This is a genomic window from Micromonospora sp. NPDC049060, assembly GCF_040649055.1.
Classification (GTDB): domain Bacteria; phylum Actinomycetota; class Actinomycetes; order Mycobacteriales; family Micromonosporaceae; genus Micromonospora; species Micromonospora reichwaldensis.
Map to the genome: position 1 here is coordinate 163048 of NZ_JBEZEV010000004.1, position 18139 is coordinate 181186.

16 protein-coding genes are annotated in these 18139 nt (G+C 73.4%); 15 read left to right on the top strand and 1 reads right to left on the bottom strand.

Going from position 1 to position 18139, the window contains the following annotated elements; all coding sequences use genetic code 11:
• Positions 1–127: 127 nt before the first annotated feature.
• From pdxH to AB0B83_RS03640, 6 genes are all read left to right on the top strand, one after another.
• A complete protein-coding gene (gene pdxH / locus AB0B83_RS03615) occupies positions 128–757 on the top strand; it encodes a pyridoxamine 5'-phosphate oxidase (RefSeq protein ID WP_357576829.1) in 630 nt (209 codons plus the stop codon).
• Positions 754–2061, top strand: a complete 1308-nt coding sequence (locus AB0B83_RS03620) for an MFS transporter (RefSeq protein ID WP_357576804.1) — start codon at positions 754–756, stop codon at positions 2059–2061. Before pdxH ends, AB0B83_RS03620 begins: the two co-directional genes overlap by 4 nt.
• A gap of 53 nt (positions 2062–2114) precedes the next feature.
• Positions 2115–3044: an aldose 1-epimerase family protein gene (locus AB0B83_RS03625; RefSeq protein ID WP_357576805.1), complete on the top strand. Its 930-nt coding sequence runs from the start codon at positions 2115–2117 to the stop codon at positions 3042–3044.
• A gap of 12 nt (positions 3045–3056) precedes the next feature.
• Positions 3057–3659 carry a nitroreductase family protein gene (locus tag AB0B83_RS03630; RefSeq protein ID WP_357576806.1) on the top strand — a complete coding sequence of 201 codons (603 nt, stop codon included), beginning with the start codon at positions 3057–3059 and terminating at the stop codon, positions 3657–3659.
• 201 nt (positions 3660–3860) lie between these two features.
• Positions 3861–4166, top strand: a complete 306-nt coding sequence (locus AB0B83_RS03635) for a type II toxin-antitoxin system VapB family antitoxin (RefSeq protein ID WP_089002310.1) — start codon at positions 3861–3863, stop codon at positions 4164–4166.
• Positions 4167–4307: 141 nt separating this feature from the next.
• Positions 4308–5075, top strand: coding sequence for a DUF4230 domain-containing protein (locus AB0B83_RS03640; protein ID WP_357576807.1), 768 nt, complete (start codon positions 4308–4310; stop codon positions 5073–5075).
• A gap of 87 nt (positions 5076–5162) precedes the next feature.
• Here the strand turns inward: AB0B83_RS03640 and AB0B83_RS03645 are convergent, their stop codons facing one another.
• Positions 5163–5369, bottom strand: a complete 207-nt coding sequence (locus AB0B83_RS03645) for a PspC domain-containing protein (RefSeq protein WP_091623842.1) — start codon at positions 5367–5369, stop codon at positions 5163–5165.
• A 312-nt stretch (positions 5370–5681) separates the two neighbouring features.
• Between AB0B83_RS03645 and AB0B83_RS03650 the strand changes: the two genes are divergently transcribed.
• From AB0B83_RS03650 to AB0B83_RS03690, 9 genes are all read left to right on the top strand, one after another.
• Positions 5682–7052, top strand: coding sequence for an L-serine ammonia-lyase (locus tag AB0B83_RS03650; protein WP_357576808.1), 1371 nt, complete (start codon positions 5682–5684; stop codon positions 7050–7052).
• A 59-nt stretch (positions 7053–7111) separates the two neighbouring features.
• The gene (locus AB0B83_RS03655; RefSeq protein ID WP_357576809.1) at positions 7112–7939 is read left to right on the top strand and encodes an ABC transporter permease; all 828 of its coding nucleotides are present in this window, start codon (positions 7112–7114) and stop codon (positions 7937–7939) included.
• A 2-nt stretch (positions 7940–7941) separates the two neighbouring features.
• Entirely contained in the window at positions 7942–8688 is a 747-nt protein-coding gene (locus AB0B83_RS03660; protein ID WP_357576810.1) for an ABC transporter ATP-binding protein, read from the top strand.
• A gap of 41 nt (positions 8689–8729) precedes the next feature.
• Positions 8730–10691 carry a DUF5941 domain-containing protein gene (locus AB0B83_RS03665; RefSeq protein WP_357576830.1) on the top strand — a complete coding sequence of 654 codons (1962 nt, stop codon included), beginning with the start codon at positions 8730–8732 and terminating at the stop codon, positions 10689–10691.
• 16 nt (positions 10692–10707) lie between these two features.
• The gene (locus AB0B83_RS03670) at positions 10708–12969 is read left to right on the top strand and encodes a bifunctional glycosyltransferase family 2 protein/CDP-glycerol:glycerophosphate glycerophosphotransferase (RefSeq protein WP_357576811.1); all 2262 of its coding nucleotides are present in this window, start codon (positions 10708–10710) and stop codon (positions 12967–12969) included.
• Between the two features lie 134 nt (positions 12970–13103).
• On the top strand, positions 13104–14402 hold the full coding sequence (locus tag AB0B83_RS03675; RefSeq protein ID WP_357576812.1) for an ABC transporter ATP-binding protein: 1299 nt from the start codon (positions 13104–13106) through the stop codon (positions 14400–14402).
• Positions 14403–14449: 47 nt separating this feature from the next.
• Positions 14450–14914: a DUF4442 domain-containing protein gene (locus tag AB0B83_RS03680; protein WP_311410536.1), complete on the top strand. Its 465-nt coding sequence runs from the start codon at positions 14450–14452 to the stop codon at positions 14912–14914.
• A gap of 61 nt (positions 14915–14975) precedes the next feature.
• A complete protein-coding gene (locus AB0B83_RS03685) occupies positions 14976–15728 on the top strand; it encodes a beta-phosphoglucomutase family hydrolase (protein ID WP_357576813.1) in 753 nt (250 codons plus the stop codon).
• A partial coding sequence (locus tag AB0B83_RS03690) for a glycoside hydrolase family 65 protein (protein ID WP_357576814.1) occupies positions 15725–18139 on the top strand: 2415 nt, incomplete at its 3' end. The genes AB0B83_RS03685 and AB0B83_RS03690, both read left to right, overlap by 4 nt.

Here is an 18139-nt window from a genome sequence, read left to right on the forward strand (position 1 = left end):
CCGGTCCGGGCGGCCCGGACCGGGTCGGCGACACTGTGCGGTGCGGGCTGGCCAGCGCCGCAGGCAGCGGGCCGGGTCGACGAGGAGGAGGGGGAACGTGACGGGGGACACAGTCCGGCCGGCGGGTATGCGTAACGAGTACGCCCCGGAGCTGGGCCTTTCCGAGGCGGACCTGGCTGCCGACTGGCACGGCCAGTTCGCCCGCTGGTTCGCCGACGCGGTCGCCGCCGGACTGCCCGAACCGAACGCGATGGTGGTCGGCACCGCCGACGCCGAGGGCCGACCGAGCGCGCGCACCGTGCTGCTGAAGGGGTACGACCCGGAGGGCTTCGTCTTCTTCACCAACTACGGGTCCCGCAAGGGCGCCGAGGCGGCCGTCAACCCGCACGTGAGCCTCGTCTTCCCCTGGTTCCCGCTGCACCGGCAGGTGGTGGTGGCCGGCCGGGTCGAGCGGGTCGACCGGGCGGAGACGGAGGCGTACTTCGCCAGCCGGCCGCGCGGCTCCCAGCTCGGCGCCTGGGCCAGCACCCAGTCCCGGGTGATCCCCGGGCGGGCCGTGCTGGACGAGGCGTACCGGGCGGCGGCGGAGCGGTTCGCCGAGGTCGAGCCGATCCCCGCCCCGCCGTACTGGGGCGGCCTGCGGGTGCGGCCGGAGTCGGTGGAGTTCTGGCAGGGCCGGGTCAGCCGGCTGCACGACCGGCTGCGGTTCCGGCTCACCGGGCCCGGGGAGTGGACCGTCGAGCGGCTGGCGCCGTGACCCAGCTCAAGGACGCGCGGTCGACCGGGCTGCGCCGCTTCGCGATCGACGTGCGCCCGCTGGCCGTGCCGGCGTACCGGCGGATGTGGCTCGGCAACGGCATCGCGATGTTCGGCATCCAGCTCACCGCGGTCGCCGTCCCGGTGGAGATGTACGCGCTGACCGGTAGCTCGCTCTGGGTCGGCCTGATCGGGATCGCGGCGTTCGTACCACTGCTGGTCTTCGGGCTCTGGGGCGGCGCGGTGGCCGACGCGCACGACCGGCGCAAGGTGCTGCTGGCGACGGCGGCGGTGCTCTGGGCCGCCACGTTCGGCCTGGCGGTGCAGGCGGTGCTCGGGATCGGCAGCCCGCTGCTGCTGCTCGTCCTGGTGGCGGTGCAGTCGATCGCCTTCGCGATCAGCTCGCCCACCCGCAACGCGATCCTGCCCCGGCTGGTGCCGGCGGAGCTGGTGCCGGCGGCGACCACGCTGAACTTCACCACCTACACGGCAGCCTCGGTGTTCGGCCCGCTGGCCGCCGGCCTGATCTTCGCCTGGTGGGGCACCGACCTCGGCCTGCCGATCGCCTACGCGGCCGACGCGGTGCTCTACGCGGTCGCCGTCTGGGCGACGGTGAAGCTGCCGGCCATGCCGCCGGAGCCGGACCCGGACGCGGACCCGGACGCCGCCCCACGGCGGGCCGGGCTGGCCAGCATCGTCGACGGCCTGCGCTATCTGGCCACCACCCCGGTGCTGATGCTCTCCTTCGTCATCGACCTGATCGCCATGGTGCTGGCCATGCCCCGGGCGCTCTTCCCCGAGATCGCCGAGTCCCGCTTCGGCGGCGGCGCGGCCGTCGGCTGGCTCTACAGCGCGATCGCGGCGGGCGCGATGCTCGGCGGGCTGACCTCCGGGTGGATCGGGCGACTGCGCCGGCAGGGGCTGGTGCTGGTGCTGGCGGTGGTCGGCTGGGGGTTGGCGATCGCGGCGGCCGGCCTCGCCGGCCAGCTCTGGCTGATGGTGCTGCTGCTCGCGGTGGCCGGGGCGGCCGACCTGGTCAGCGCCGTGCTGCGGCAGTCGATGCTGCTGGTCTACGCGCCGGACCGGATGCGCGGGCGGCTGATGGGCGTCAACACGGTGGTCATCGCCGGCGGCCCGCGCCTGGGCGACCTGCGGGCCGGTGCGGTGGCGGCCGGTTTCGGCGGCGGCGTCGCCTGGGTCGGCGGCGGGCTGCTCTCGGCGGCCCTCGCGGTGCTGCTCGCGGTGGCCTTCCCGGTGCTGCTGCGCTACCGGGCGGCGGACCCGCCCGGCGGTGACAAGGCGTGACGGGGCGGGTCGGGGCGAGCGACGGCGGGGCGGGAACCGTTAGGGTCGCCCGCATGGACACCCCCGACCAGCGTCCGCCCTCGGGCGCGCAGTGGACCATTTCCGCCGCCGGCCACGAGGCCGTCATCGTGGAGGTGGGCGGTGGGGTCCGGACATACCGGCACGACGGGACCGACCACCTCGACGGGTACGCCGACGACGAGATCTGTCCCGGCTGCGCGGGGCAGGTGCTGGCCCCCTGGCCGAACCGGATCCGCGACGGGCGCTACACCTTCGGCGAGCGGTCGTTGCAGCTCACCCTCAGCGAGCCGGACCGGGGCGTGGCCATCCACGGGCTGGTCAACTGGGTGCCGTGGCGGCTGGTGGAGCAGTCGTCCGACGCGGTGACCGTCGGCTACGACCTGCCGCCGCAGCCGGGCTACCCGTGGCCGCTGCGGCTGCGTACCCGGTGGAGCGTCGGCCCGGACGGGTTGCGCGCGGAGCACGAGGCGACGAACCTCGGCGCCGAGCCCGCGCCGTTCGGCTTCGCGGTGCACCCGTACCTGCGGGTGCCCGGGGTGGCGGTGGACGACCTGTCGATGCGGCTGCCGGCCCGCACGCGGTTGCAGGTGGACGGGCGGCTGCTGCCGATCGGGGGCACCCCGGTCGCCGGCACCGAGTACGACTGGACCAGCCCCCGCCGGATCGGCGGCGCCCGGCTCGACCTCTGCTTCGGCGACGTGATCCGCGACGACGACGGTGGTTCGGTGGTCAGCCTGGCGGCCCCGGACGGCGCGGCGGGCGTACGGATCTGGGCGGACCGGGAGTTCGGCTGGTGGCAGGTGTTCACCGGCGACGCCCTGCCCGGCGAGCGGCGGCGCCGTTCCGTGGCGGTGGAGCCGATGACCTGCCCGCCGGACGCGTTCCGTTCGGGCCGGGACGTGATCACCCTGAAGCCGGGAGCGACCTGGCGGGGTACCTGGGGCGTACGGCCCGGGGCCTGAGCGGGGGAGCGCATGGAGTTCGGCGAGGTGGTCCGGCGACGCCGGATGGTGCGCAACTACGACCCGGACCGTCCCGTCCCGCCCGACGTGGTGGAGCGGCTGCTCGACCACGCGGTCCGCGCGCCGTCGGCCGGCTTCGCCCAGGGCTGGGGTTTCCTGGTGCTGGAGGCGCCGGAGGACCGGGAGCGGTTCTGGGCGGCGACCACCCCGGGCGGCGGCGGCCGGGAGCGGTGGCTGGCGGGGATGCGCCGGGCCCCGCTGATCGTCGTCCCGCACGCGAACCGGTCGGCCTACCTGGAGCGCTACGCGGAACCGGACAAGGGCTGGGCGGACCGCTCGGCCGAGCGCTGGCCGGTGCCCTACTGGTACGTGGACACCGGCTTCGCCGCCCTGCTGATGCTGCTGACCGCCGTGGACGAGGGGCTGGGGGCCTGTTTCTTCGGCATCCCCGCGCAGCGCCTCGACGCCTACCGGGAGGCGTTCGGGGTGCCGGCGGAGTACGAGCCCGTCGGCGCCGTCACGGTGGGTTATCGCGCGCCTGACCACCGGTCACCGTCGCTGCGCCGGGGGCGTCGTCCGGTGGGCGAGGTGGTCCGGCGGGGGCGCTGGAGCTGACCGGCGCCGGATGTGCCGTCGGGTGTTTCGTCCGGTGGCGAACCGGACGGCGGGTGGTGAAACTGACATCGGGGAGCAGACCGCCGTGTGGTGCAGCCCGCTACGCTGGCACGGTCATCGGTGCTGCGGGTCGCGGTGCCGCGCCGCGACCCGACCCGGTGTCGTGGGTCGGCCCGGCGAGGGGGAGGGGAGCGTGCCGTCGTGATCTTCAGAGCGGTCCGGGACGGGCGTCCCTACCCGGAGCACAACCTGACGCTCAAGCAGTGGGCGGAGATCCCGCCGAGGCCGCTGCGCCTGGACCAGTTGATCACCACCAAGCGTGAGCTGGCGCTGGACAAGCTCCTCGCCGAGGACTCCACCTTCTACGGCGACCTCTTCCCGCACGTCGTGCAGTGGAACGGCGGGCTCTACCTGGAGGACGGGCTGCACCGCGCCCTGCGGGCGGCGCTCCAGCAGCGCAACCAGATCCACGCCCGGGTGCTCGTCCTCTCCGGCCCGATCGAGTGAGCGCGACCCGTCGGCCGTCCGACCCGTACTGACCTGCGGTTCTGTCGGATCGACGCGACGACGCGCCCTTCGACGAGCGGCTGTCGCACGGGAGCCGTACCGTCATCTCAGACGACGTGTCTGACGAGGACGGTGAGGGCCATGGCCCGCGACGGTGACATCAACGAGCCCACGACGGAGTTCCCCGGTTATCCGACCGGCGAGGCGCTCAAGGAGCGGTCGGCTGTCACAACCGAGCCGGATCCGGGTGCGCCACCGCCACCGGCGGGCGGGGCCGCGCGCGGCCTGCTCTGGGTGCTCGGCGCGGCGGCGCTGGCGGTGGTGGTGCTGCTCGGTGTGCAGGCCACCGGCCTGCTGCCGGACTTCCGCAACCCGTTCGCCAAGGAACAGACCGACCGCAGCCAGCCGCCGCTGCTCAAGTCGATCCAGGATCTCAGCCGCTACGTCGCGGCCGAGGGCAACTTCCAGGTGGTCGTCGATCTCCAGAACGACCGGCGCAACGTGCCCGACTGGCTGCTCAGCCAGCGCACCCTCTTCGTCGGGGCGGGCAGCGTGGAGGCGTACGTCGACTTCGCCAAGATCTCCGAGGGCGCGGTGGTCGAGTCGGCCGACGGCAAGTCGGTGGAGATCAGGCTGCCGGCGCCGCAGCTCGGCAAGACCAACCTCGACCTGGAGAAGAGCTACGTCTTCGCCGAGGAGCGCGGGCTGCTCAACCGGGTCGGCGAGCTGGTGAAGGGCGACCCCAACCGCCAGCAGCAGGTCTACCAGCTCGCCGAGGAGCGGATCACCACCGCCGCCCGCGACAGCGGCCTGACCCAGCGGGCCGAGGAGAACACCCGCAAGATGCTGGAGGGGCTGCTGCGCTCCCTCGGCTACGAGAAGGTGACGGTCACCTACACCGCCCCCTGACGACGGGCCCACGACGCGACGGCGCCCGCCCCGGTCGACGGGACGGGCGCCTCGTGCTCACCCCCGCCGCGGGCGGGGGCGGGTGGCTCAGTAGCGGGCGGCGGCGTGGCGGTCCTCGTTCGGCATCAGGACCCAGAGCACCAGGTAGACGATCACCTGGGTGCCGGGCAGCAGCAGCGACAGCAGGAACAGCAGCCGGATGAAGCCGGCCGACCTGCCGAAACGCTGGGCCAGGCCGGCACAGACGCCGGCGATCATGCGCCCCTGACGGGGGCGGACCAGTTTGCGACTCATCGTCGTACTCCCACTCTGCGGCGTTCGCCGCCTCTGCCCTCAACGGTAGGAAGGGGTGGCCACCGCGCCCTCGGTCCGGAGGAGGATCGGCGGTGCCCGTACCCGTAGGTGGTTACCCGGGAACCGGCCCCGCGACGCCCCCGGGACCCGCCGGGACGTGCCGACCGGTCGCGGCTGGCGGCAGGGGCTGAGCTGGGCGGGTAGGCTCGCCGGTCGGGCACCCACACCCCCGGGTGCCGGACGGCCGCCCCGACCGGGCCGGCCACGACCGTGCCGGAGACCCACGAGGTACGACGGCGAGGAAGTGCAGCCATGATCAGCGTTTTCGACCTCTTCAGTGTCGGCATCGGGCCGTCCAGTTCCCACACGGTGGGGCCGATGCGGGCCGCTCGTACCTTCGTCGCGGGCCTGAAGGCCGACGGGTTGCTGACCGGCACGGTCCGGGTGCGGGCGGAACTCTTCGGCTCGCTGGGTGCTACCGGGCACGGCCACGGCAGCGACCGGGCGGTGCTGCTCGGGCTGGCCGGCGAGGCCCCGGAGACGGTCGACACCGACACGGTCGACGCGCGGGTCGCCCGGATCCGTGCCGAGCGCCGGCTGAGCCTGCTCGACGCGCACGAGATCGACTTCGACCCGGACCGGGACCTGGTGCTGCACCGGCGCCGGTCGCTGCCGTACCACCCGAACGGGATGACCTTCGTCGCGTACGACGACCGGGGTGCGGAGCTGCGGGTCAGGACGTTTTACTCGGTCGGCGGCGGTTTCGTGGTGGACGAGGCGGCGGCCGGGGCGGACCGGATCAAGCCCGACGCCACGCGGGTGCGGCATCCGTTCCTCACCGGCGCGCAGTTGCTCGGTGTGACCGCGTCGACGGGGCTGTCGATCAGCGAGGTGATGCTGGCCAACGAGCTTTCCTGGCGCGGTGAGGGTGAGGTGCGCGCCGGCCTGTTGGAGATCTGGCGGGTGATGCGGGAGTGCGTGGAGCGGGGCTGCTCGCGTGACGGGGTGCTGCCCGGGGGGCTGAAGGTCCGCCGTCGGGCGGCCGAGCTGCGCCGCAGCCTGGAGACGGAGTCCGACCCCGCCGATCCGCTGCGGGCGATGGACTGGGTGACGCTGTTCGCTCTGGCTGTCAACGAGGAGAACGCGGCCGGCGGCCGGGTGGTCACCGCGCCGACCAACGGGGCGGCGGGCATCATTCCGGCGGTGTTGCACTACTACACCCGGTTCTCCCCGGGCGCCTGTGAGGAGGGGGTGGTGCGGTTCCTGCTGGCGGCGGGCGCGATCGGTGTGCTGTTCAAGGAGAATGCCTCGATTTCCGGTGCCGAGGTGGGCTGTCAGGGCGAGGTGGGCTCGGCCTGCTCGATGGCCGCCGCCGGGCTGGCCGAGGCGCTGGGCGGCACCCCCGCGCAGGTGGAGAACGCCGCCGAGATCGGCATGGAGCACAACCTGGGCCTGACCTGCGACCCGGTCGGTGGTCTGGTGCAGATCCCCTGCATCGAGCGGAACGCGGTGGCTAGCATCAAGGCGATCACGGCCGCCCGGTTGGCGCTGCGCGGCGACGGGGTGCACCACGTCTCGCTGGACAAGGTCATCAAGACCATGCGCGAGACCGGCGCGGACATGAAGGTGAAGTACAAGGAGACGGCGCGCGGCGGACTGGCCGTCAACGTGATCGAGTGCTGAGGGGGCGTTCGTTCATCGACTGCTAGCCTGTCGTCCGTCCGGTGAGGCGGGAGGCGGCGGTGACCTCTGGCGTCGCGGCGTTGTGGTCGCACCGCACCTCGCTGCGCATCCTCGTCCGGCGCGACCTCGCCGTGAAGTACCAACAGTCCGTGCTCGGATATTTTTGGTCGCTGATCGAGCCCCTCGGCCTGGGCGCCATCTACTGGTTCGTCTTCGGGGTGCTCTACTCCCGGGACACCAACCGCCACCTCGGCGACGCGGCCGACTCGTACCCGCTGTTCCTGCTCACCGGGATCTTCGCGTGGATGTGGACCAGCTCGGCGCTGAGCGAGGCGACCAACGCGCTGACCGGCCAGGCCCGGCTGATCACGACGATGAACGTGCCGCGGCAGGTCTTCCCGATCGGCCGGGTCACCGGCCGCTTCGCCGAGTACGCCGCCGGCCTGCCGATCCTGCTCGCCGTCGCCGTCGGGTACGCCGCGTCCGGCCGGGTCGAGCCGGGCTGGTCGCTGCTGGCCCTGCCGCTCGCGGTGGCGGTGCAGGCCGTCCTGCTGGTCGGGCTGGCGCTGCTGCTCTCGGCGGTCAACGTGCTGATGCGCGACGTCGAGCGCTTCATGCGGCTGGTCGTCCGGGTGCTCTTCTACGCCACCCCGATCATCTACCCGCTGAGCCTCGTACGCGACGCCGACCTGCCGGGCTGGCTGAAGGTCGCCTACGAGCTGAACCCGCTGGTCGGCATCTTCCAGCTGCACCACGCGGTCTGGTACCCGGACGAGTTCCCGGACGCCCGGCTGCTCGCCACCTCCGTCGGCGTCAGCCTGCTGGTGCTGGCCGCCGGCTGGTGGTCGTTCCGCCGGCTCGAACCCGCAGTGCTCAAGGAACTGTAGGGATGGCCGATCCGATCATCGAGGCGGAGGGGCTCGGCATCCGGTTCGTCCGCAACCGGCGGCGGCAGTTGCGGCTGCGCGAGCTGTTCATCCACCGGGGGCGGCGCGGCGCCGACGACGGCCGGTTCTGGCCGCTGCGGGACGTGTCGTTCTCGGTCCGGGCCGGGGAGACCGTGGGCGTGGTCGGGCGCAACGGCACCGGCAAGAGCACGCTGCTGCGGCTGATCGCCGGCGTGCTCATCCCCGACGAGGGCCGGATCCGGGTGCGCGGGGACGTCGCGCCGCTGCTGGAGCTCTCCGCCGGGTTCTCCAACGACCTGACCGGGCGGGAGAACCTCTACCTGGTCGGCGGCCTGCACGGGCTCCCGTCGGGCTACCTGCGGCGGCACTTCGACGACATCGTCTCGTTCGCGGGCGAGCAGGTGGAGCGGGCCGTCGACACGTCGGTGCGGCACTACTCGTCCGGCATGAAGGTCCGGCTCGGCTTCGCCATCATCTCGCACCTGCCGCACCCGATCCTGCTCATGGACGAGGTGACCGCGGTCGGGGACGAGGAGTTCCGCAAGAAGTGTTATGCGACGATCGACCGTCTGCTCGGGGAGGGGCGCACTCTGGTGCTGGTGTCACACAACGAAAAGGACCTGACCCGGTTCTGCCGTCGGGGGTTGTACCTCGACGGGGGCCGGGTGGGCGTCGACGGCACGATCGCCGAGGCGCTGCACGCGTACCACGTCGCGGTTCCGCGGTGACGCTCGCGATCGTGCTCGCCGCCGACGCACCGGCCGCGAGCCTGCCGACCCGCTCGGGCGAACACCTCGCCGACCGGCTGGCCGACCAGCTCCGCCGCGCCGGGGCGCACGAGGTGCGCCACGCCGCCGGACTGGACGAGCTGGCCGACCTCGTCGACGCGGCCACGCAGCCGGTGCTCGTCACCGGCGCCGACCTGGTCGCGCACACCGCCGTACTGCGGCACCTGGCCACCAGCCCCGTCGGGCCGACGGTCGCGTTGGTGCTCACCGACCCGCCCGGCGACGGCCACACGGCCGTGCGCGAGGAACGTGGCCAGGTGGTCGGGGCCGGACCGGCGCAGGCGCTGGACGGCGAAGCCACCGGCGTGTTCGGTGGCGCGCTGCGGGTCGGCGTCGACGACCTGCCGTCGCTCGCCGCCGCCGCGCGCGCGGCCGCCGCCGGGGTGGTGCCCGTCGGCGCGCCGTCGGCCGCCGTGCCGCCGCCGGCCGGGCCCGCCGTGGACCGGCTCTTCGCCGGCCTCGCCGGGCTCGGTGTGCTGACCTTCGCCCAGCGGGTACGCCTGCTCGTGGCGCACCGGGTGGGCGACCCGGCGGGGCTGGCTGCCGCGGAGGCGGCCGTGGCCGCCGTCGACGAGGACCGGGCCGAGCTGAAGCTCTCGGTGAAGGAGCGGGACGACTTCTTCACCACCTTCTTCGTCAGCACCTGGTCGCCGTACGTGACGAAGGCGTCGGCGAAGCTCGGGCTCGGCCCGACCGCCGTCACGATGATCTCGGTGGCCTTCGCGGTGGCCGCCGCCGTGCTCTTCGGTACGGGCGGCCGGCTGGCGCTGGTCGCCGGGGCGGTGCTGCTCTACCTCGGCTTCGTGCTGGACTGCGTGGACGGCCAGGTCGCCCGCTACACCCGGCACTTCAGCGCCTGGGGCGGCTGGCTGGACACGATGGCCGACCGGGCGAAGGAGTACGTGGTCTACGCCGGCCTCGGCTACGGGGCCACCCAGGCCGGCTTCCGGTACGGCTGGGCGCTGGCGATCGCCGCGATCACCCTTCAGACCGTCCGGCACATGACGGACACCTGGTACGGCGTGCTGCACGACGAGGCGGCGCGCCGACCGAAGGCGGTCGGCACCGCCGGCGGCGGCATCGGCGACAAGCTGAACGCCGCCTCCAACCGGGTGCAGGCCGACACGGGTTCCGTGTCGTACTGGCTGAAGCGCACGGTGGTCTTCCCGATCGGGGAGCGGTGGGCGCTGATCGCGATCACCGTGGCGCTGTTCGGCCCGCTGGTCAGCCTGTACGCGGTGTTGGCCTGGGGGGTGCTGGCCTTCGCGTACACCGGGGCGCTGCGTACGCTGCGGGCCCGCTGGATGCGGGTGCCGGTGCTAGACACGGTCGACGCCACCCTGCACCGCGACGACGGGCCGCTGGCCCGGCTCCTGCCGGCGCTCCGGCCGGTGGGCCCGCTGGCGCTGGCGGTCGTCGCGGCGCTGGGCCCGGCGGCGCTGCTGGTGGCGGCGCTGCTGACCCGCGACGGGGCGGAGGTCCCGTGGTGGGCGGTGCCGGTCGCGCTGCTGGTGCTGCTGGTCGCCGGCCTCGGCGCGGGCGCGACGCACGCCGGGCCGCTGGACTGGCTGGTGCCGGCCGCGCTGCGGGCGGGCGAGTTCCTGTTCGCCATCGGGGTCGGGGTGGTCGGCGACGTGCCGCCGTGGCTGATCTTCGGGTACGTCTTCGTGCTGACCCTGCACCACTACGACCTGACCGCCCGGCTGGAGAAGCGGCAGTCCGCCCCGCCCCTGCACGGCGGCACGCTGGGCTGGGACGGCCGGTCGGTGCTGCTGGCCCTGGCGGCGATCGTCGGTTTTGCGGGTATCGGGATGGCTACACTCGGTACGTACCTTCTCGTGGTTTTCGTGGGGAGTGTCGCCCTCGCCTGGGTCGTCCTGCCCGCCCGCGCCGCGCGGGCGTCGGTGGGCCTGGTCGGCGCGGGAGGTCGCTCGCCGGGCTGACGACAGGGGCCGGCCGATGACACTGATCAGCTTCGTCGTGCCGGCCTACCGGGTGCAGGGCTACCTGCGCGAATGCCTCGACTCCATCCTCGGGCAGCCCGTCACCGACATCGAGGTGATCGGCGTCGACGACTGCTCGCCCGACGACAGCGGCGAGATCCTCACCGAGTACGCGGCCCGCGACCCGCGGATGCGCGCCGTCCGGCTGACGGAGAACGTGGGGCTCGGTCCGGCCCGCAACATCGGGCTGGACCGGGCCGCCGGCGAGTACGTCTGGTTCGTCGACGGCGACGACTGGCTCGCCCCCGAGTGCCTCACCGAAGTGGTCGCCCGCCTCCGCGCCACCCGCCCCGACGTGCTCCTGGTCGACCACGTCCGGACGCACTGGAACGACGCCACCAGCCGCAGCGCGATGGCGGAGGTGTTCCCGGAGCCGCCCGGCGAGGAGACCTTCCGGCTGCGGGACCGGCCCGAGACGCTCCGGCTGCTGCACACCGCCTGGAACCGGCTGGTCCGCCGGCAGTTCCTGATCGAGGAGGGGCTGCGCTTCGCCCCCGGCTGGTACGAGGACGTCTCGTTCAGCTATCCCGTGCTGATGGCCGCCGAGCGGATCGGCGTGCTGGACCGGGTCTGCGTCAACTACCGGCAGCGCCGCACCGGGGCGATCACCAGGACCAGGGGCGAGCGGCACTTCGAGGTCTTCGACCAGTGGCACCGGGTGTTCCGGCTGATGGACGCCTGGGGGCCGGCGGTCGACGACCTGCGCCCTGCGCTGTTCGAGCGGATGATCTGGCACTACCTGAGCGTGCTCGGCAACGGGGAGCGGATCGACCCCGAGCTGCGGCCGGCCTTCTTCGCCCAGATCACCGCCGACCACGCGCGCTGGCTGCCCCCCGGCGGCTATCCGGCCCCGGCGGGCGCGGAAGGGCTCAAGCACCGGCTGGTGGCCGCCGGGCGCTGGCGTACCTTCAGCGCGCTGCGCACCGCCTACCGCGCGCGGGACGCCGCCCGGCGTACCGCGCGGAGCGCCACGCGGCGGGTCGCGCCCCCGGCCCGGCGCGCGGCACGGCTGGCCCGGGACGCCCTGCTGCGGGAGTACTACCGGGCCGAGCTGCGCCGGCCGGTCGATGAGACGCTGGCCGTCTACGCGGCCTACTGGTACCGGGGGTACTCGGACAACCCGGCCGCGATCTTCGAGGCGGCCCGGCGGCTGGCGCCGCAGGTGCGCGGGGTGTGGATCGTCCGGCGGGACCGCGTGCACACCGTGCCCGAGGGCGTCGCGTACGTGGTCGCCGGGACGCCCGCGTACTACCGGGCGCTGGCCCGGGCGCGGTGGCTGGTCAACAACGTCAACTTCCCGGACCACGTCCGCAAGCGGCCGGGCACCGTGCACGTGCAGACCCACCACGGGACGCCGGTGAAGGTGATGGGCCTGGACCAGCAGCGCTACCCGGTCGGCGCGGTCGGGATGGACTTCGCCGGGCTGCTGCGCCGGGTGGACCGGTGGGACTACAGCGTCAGCGCGAACAGCTTCTCCACCCAGATGTGGGAGCGCGCGTACCCGGCCGCGTACACCACGTTGGAGGTCGGCTACCCGCGCAACGACCGGCTGGTCACCGCGACCGCCGGGGAGGTGCGCCGGCTGCGTGCCGAACTCGGCCTCGGGCCCGGCGAACGGGTCGTCCTGTACGCCCCGACGCACCGGGAGCACCTGCCCGGCTACCGGCCGCCGTTCGACCCGGAGCGGCTGCTCGACGTGCTCGGCCCGGCCGGTCGGCTGCTGATCCGCAGCCACTACTTCCACGACCGGGAGCTACGCGCCCGGCGCCCCGCCGACCGGGATCGGGTACGCGACGTCAGCGGCCATCCGCGCGTGGAGGACCTCTACCTCGTCGCGGACGTGCTGGTCACGGACTACTCCTCGGCGATGTTCGACTACGCCGTGCTCGACCGGCCGATCGTCGTCTACGCCCCCGACTGGGAGGCGTACCGGCTGGCCCGGGGCGTCTACTTCGACGTGACGGCGGAGCCGCCGGGCGCGGTGGCCACCAGCTTCGCCGACCTGCTCGACCTGTTCCGCGCCGGCGGGGTCGACTCGGCGGCGGCGCGTACGGCCCGGCAGCGGTTCCGGGCCCGGTTCTGCGCGCTCGACGACGGCCACGCCGCCGAGCGGGTGGTCCGCCGGGTCTTCCTCGGCGAACCGGCCACCGTCAACCGGCCGGCGCGCGGAGCCGACGCGCTGGCCCCGGCGTCGCAGGCGGGAGGCGGACCCCGCTGACGCTGGCTCGTCCCGCCGGGTGGGCGTCACAGGGCCGTCACAAGCCGAACATGGCACGTTTACCCGATGTGCGAACCGCATGATCCTCGTCACAGTCATTCGGGATTCGGTCGACGAGGTGGGGGGAGGGCACGGTGACAACCGTCGCACTCAAGGATGTCACGAAGGTGTTCCGGGACGGCACCCTCGCCGTCGACAGCGTCAATCTCGACGTCAACGACGGCGAGTTCATGGTGCTGCTCGGCCCGTCGGGCTGCGGGAAGTCCACGGTGCTGCGGATGGTGGCCGGGCTGGAGGAACCGACGTCGGGCGCGGTGATGCTCGACGGCGAGCTGGCCAACGACCTGCCGCCGCGCGACCGGAAGATCGCCATGGTCTTCCAGGACTTCGCGCTCTACCCGCACATGACCGTCGGCGACAACATCGCCTTCCCGCTCAAGCTGGCCGGGTTGGAGCCCGAGCCGCGCGGTGAGCGGGTCACCGACGTGGCCAGCGCGCTCGGCATCGGCGACGTACTCGGCCGCAAGCCCAGCCAGCTCTCCGGCGGGCAGCGCCAGCGGGTCGCGATGGGCCGGGCGATCGTGCGCCGTCCGGGCCTCTTCCTGATGGACGAGCCGCTGTCGAACCTCGACAGCGGGCTCCGGGCCGAACTGCGCGCCGAGATCTCCGGCCTGACCCGCGAGCTGGGCGTCACCACCATCTACGTCACGCACGACCAGGCCGAGGCGCTGACCATGGCCGACCGGGTCGCCATCATGCGCAAGGGCGTGCTCCAGGACGTCGGCACCCCCACCCAGGTCTACGGTCGCCCGGCCACCCTCTACGTGGCCGCGTTCCTCGGCAGCCCGCGGATGAACCTGCTGGAGGCCTCGGTCTACGTCCACCTCGACCGCTACGTCACCCTCACCCTCGGCGACCAGGCGCTCCACCTGCCGTGGGACGACATCCGCAGCCGGGCGGTCGCGCACTACCACGGCGAGCGGATCGTGGTCGGGATGCGAGCCGAGGCGCTCACCCCGGTCGCGCCGGACACCCAGGGCGCCGTGTTGCACGGCCGCATCCGCTACCTGGAGCACCACGGGCACGAGTCGCTCGCCTTCCTCGACATCGGGGCCACCGCGATCGTGGTGGACGAGATGGGCACCCGGACCGAGGAGGCACCCACCGGCCAGCGTGGCCTGCGCCGCTTCGGGCAGGTGATGCAGCGGCTGACCGGGCGCGCCGCCGAGGAGGAGCCCGCCCCGGTCGCCGCCACCCGCACCAGCGTGCTCAACGACCCGGGCCGGCACCACCGGCGCCCCGCCGAGCTCGCGGTCCGGCTCGCGCCGTACCCGGGGATCGCCGCCGGGCACCCCCTGGCCGTCTCCGTACGCATGGACGCGCTGCACTTCTTCGACGAGCGCGGCGACCGCATCGACGTGGGCTGGCGCTGACGGGGGCGGCCCTTGCCGACGAAGTTACCGGCTAGTAACGTCGGGTCATGACCATCGACTCGCGCCAGGTGGCGGCCGGCATGCTGGAGGCTGTGCCGTTCGCCCGTACGCTCGGCATCGAATTCGTCGAAGTGGCCCCTGAGGCCGAGGGCGGGGTACGGGTGACCGTCCGGCTGCCCGACTCGCCGGCCACCCACAACCACGTCGGCGGCCCGCACGCCGGGGCCATGTTCACCCTCGGCGAGACCGCCTCCGGCGCGGTCGTGCTGGCCGCGTTCGGGCAGCTGCTCGACCGGGCCACGCCGCTGGCGGTGCGGGCCGAGATCGCGTACCGGAAGCTCGCCATGGGCCCCGTCCTGGCCACCGCTCGCCTCGACCGGCCGGTCGCCGAGGTGGTCGCGGAGCTGGAGTCCGGCCGCCGGCCGGAGTTCCCGGTCCAGGTGGAGATCGCCACCGAGGAGGGCAAGCCGACCGGCGGGATGACAGTGGTCTGGACGCTGCGCCCGAACTGAGCCGCGCGGCAAGCGGACCGAAAGCGGTTTACGGGCGCGGAGGTCTGGATAGATTCGTACCGTGCTGGGCCTGCCTGCTCACGTGACCGCCTGTCTCTTCGATCTGGACGGTGTGCTGACGCAGACCGCCCGGGTACACAACGCCGCGTGGACGGAGACGTTCGACGCCTTCCTTCGCCGCCACGCCGCCGCCACCGGCGCGGAGTTCCGTCCCTTCGACCCCGGGCCGGACTACAACCGCTACGTCGACGGCCGGCCGCGCGCCGACGGGGTGCGCACCTTCCTCGCCTCCCGGGGCATCGTGCTGCCCGAGGGGTCGCCCGACGACCCGCCGGACGCCGACACCGTCAACGGGGTCGGCAACAGCAAGAACGTGCTGCTGCTGGAGCGGCTGCGCACCCACGGCGTGGACGTCTACCCCGGCTCCGTCGCGTACCTGGAGGCGGCGCGCGCCGCCGGACTGCGCCGGGCGGTCGTCACGGCCAGCGCGAACGGCCGGGAGGTGGTCGCCGCCGCCGGGCTGGAACCGCTGCTGGAGGCGCGCGTGGACGGGCTCGTCGCCCGCGCCGAGGGGCTGCGCGGCAAGCCCGAGCCGGACACGTTCCTGGCCGGCGCGAGACTGCTCGGGGTCGACCCGCGCAACGCCGTCGTCTTCGAGGACGCCCTCGCCGGGGTCGCCGCCGGCCGCGCCGGCGGGTTCGGGTACGTGATCGGGGTGGACCGGGTCGGCCAGGCCGCCGAGCTGCTGGCCCACGGCGCCGACGTCGTGGTCACCGACCTCGCCGACCTGCTCGACCCCGGGCAGACCACGTGATCCGGGAACGGGCCTATCCGGTCGAGCCGTGGCACGTCCGGGAGATACGGCTGGACATGGACGTCCTGGCCCAGTCGGAGTCGGTCTTCGCCCTCTCGAACGGGCACGTCGGGCTGCGCGGCAACCTCGACGAGGGGGAGCCCCACGGCCTGCCCGGCACGTACCTCAACTCCTTCTACGAGCTGCGCCCACTGCCGTACGCCGAGGCCGGCTTCGGGTTCCCCGAGTCCGGCCAGACCGTCGTCAACGTGACCAACGGCAAGCTGATCCGGCTGCTCGTCGACGACGAGCCGCTCGACGTCCGCTACGGCGAACTCCTCGCCCACGAACGGGTCCTCGACCTGCGCGCCGGCACCCTGCACCGGGAACTGCACTGGCGCTCCCCGGCCGGCCGCGAGATCAAGGTCCGCAGCACCCGGCTCGTCTCGTTCACCCAGCGCGCCGTCGCCGCGATCAGCTACGAGGTCGAGGCGGTGGACGGCCCGCTGCGGCTGATCCTCCAGTCGGAACTCGTGGCGAACGAGGCGCTGCCCGCGCAGAGCGGGGACCCGCGGGTCGCGGCCGTGCTGGAGTCGCCGTTGCAGGCCGAGGAGGAACTCACCACCGCCGACGGCGGGCTGCTGATCCACCGGACCAAGGTCTCCGGGCTGCGGGTGGCCGCCGCCATGGAGCACGAGGTGTACGCCCCGGGGCGCACGACCAGCCAGTCCGAGGGGTACGAGGACTGGGTGCGTACCACGATCGGGTGCGTGCTCCAGCCCGGCGAGACGCTGCGCGTGGTCAAGTACCTCGCGTACGGCTGGTCGAGCCGCCGGTCGTTGCCGGCGATGCGCGACCAGGTCGAGGCCGCCCTGACGGGGGCGCGGATCGACGGCTGGGACGGGCTCCTCCGCGAGCAGCGCGAATACCTCGACGAGTTCTGGGACGCCGCCGACGTGGTGGTGGAGGGCGACCCGGAGATCCAGCAGGCCGTCCGGTTCGGCATGTTCCACGTCCTGCAGGCCGGCTCCCGGGCGGAGCGTCGGCCCATCGCCGCGAAGGGCCTGACCGGTCCGGGGTACGACGGGCACGCGTTCTGGGACACGGAGATGTTCGTCCTGCCGGTGCTCACCTACACCCAACCGGCCGCCGTGCGGGACGCGCTGCACTGGCGGCACGGCACCCTGGCCGCCGCGCGCGAGCGGGCCCGGACGCTCAACCTGGAGGGCGCGGCGTTCCCCTGGCGCACCATCGAGGGGCCGGAGTCGTCGGGGTACTGGCCGGCCGGCACCGCCGCCTTCCACATCGCGGCCGGCGTCGCGGACGCGCTGCGGCGCTACGTCCAGGTCACCCAGGACACCGAGCTGGAACGCGAGATCGGGCTGGAGTTGCTGGTGGAGACCGCCCGGCTGTGGCGGTCGCTGGGTCACCACGACCGGCACGGCCAGTTCCACATCGACGGGGTCACCGGCCCCGACGAGTACACGGCGGTGAAGAACGACAACATCTACACCAACCTGATGGCGCAGCGGAACCTGATCAGCGCGGCCGACGCGGTGATGCGCTACCGGGACGAGGCGTTCCACCTCGGCGTGACCGACGAGGAGGCGGCAGCCTGGCGGGACGCGGCGGCGTCCATGCACATCCCGTACGACGAGGAGATCGACGTCCACGAGCAGGTGGAGGGCTTCACCCGGCTCCAGGAGTGGGACTTCGTGCACACGCCGCCGGAGAAGTACCCGCTGCTGTTGCACTACCCGTACTTCGACCTCTACCGCAAGCAGGTCGTCAAGCAGGCGGACCTGGTCCTGGCCATGCACTGGCGGGGCGACGCGTTCACGCCGGAGCAGAAGCTGCGCAACTTCCTCTACTACGAGCGGCGTACGGTGCGGGACTCCTCGCTGTCGGCGTGTACCCAGGCGGTGCTGGCCGCCGAGGTGGGCCACCCCGAACTGGCGCACGTCTACCTGCGCGAGGCCGCGCTGATGGACCTGCACGACCTCAACGAGAACACCCGCGACGGGGTGCACATGGCCTCGCTCGCCGGCGCGTGGATCGCCCTGGTGGGCGGGTTCGGCGGGCTGCGCGACCACGACGGCAACCTCTCCTTCGCGCCGCGGCTGTCGAGCCGGCTCGGGCGGCTGGAGTTCTCCCTCCAGTGGCGCGGGATGCGGCTGCGGGTCGACGTCCGGCCGCACCAGACCACGTACGCGCTGCGCCACGGTGACCCGGGAGACGTGCTGGAGTTGCGGCACCACGGTGAGCTGGTCCAGGTCACCTGCGGGAAGCCGGTGACGATGCCGATCCCTGCGGCGGAGGTGTCGGGGCCCGTCCCGGAGCAGGCCCCCGGCCGGGCTCCCCTGCTCCGCCTGCCCGAGTCGACCGGCTCGTCGCACACCCAGCATCGCCAGCCGTCACGCCTCGCGACGTCA

Coding starts and splice junctions, on each gene's coding strand:
- AB0B83_RS03640 (WP_357576807.1), top strand. CDS start 4,308: ATGGCCCGCGACGGTGACATCAACGAGCCCACGACGGAGTTCCCCGGT.
- pdxH (WP_357576829.1), top strand. CDS start 128: ATGCGTAACGAGTACGCCCCGGAGCTGGGCCTTTCCGAGGCGGACCTG.
- AB0B83_RS03645 (WP_091623842.1), bottom strand. CDS start 5,369: ATGAGTCGCAAACTGGTCCGCCCCCGTCAGGGGCGCATGATCGCCGGC.
- AB0B83_RS03630 (WP_357576806.1), top strand. CDS start 3,057: ATGGAGTTCGGCGAGGTGGTCCGGCGACGCCGGATGGTGCGCAACTAC.
- AB0B83_RS03650 (WP_357576808.1), top strand. CDS start 5,682: ATGATCAGCGTTTTCGACCTCTTCAGTGTCGGCATCGGGCCGTCCAGT.
- AB0B83_RS03660 (WP_357576810.1), top strand. CDS start 7,942: ATGGCCGATCCGATCATCGAGGCGGAGGGGCTCGGCATCCGGTTCGTC.
- AB0B83_RS03625 (WP_357576805.1), top strand. CDS start 2,115: ATGGACACCCCCGACCAGCGTCCGCCCTCGGGCGCGCAGTGGACCATT.
- AB0B83_RS03670 (WP_357576811.1), top strand. CDS start 10,708: ATGACACTGATCAGCTTCGTCGTGCCGGCCTACCGGGTGCAGGGCTAC.
- AB0B83_RS03680 (WP_311410536.1), top strand. CDS start 14,450: ATGACCATCGACTCGCGCCAGGTGGCGGCCGGCATGCTGGAGGCTGTG.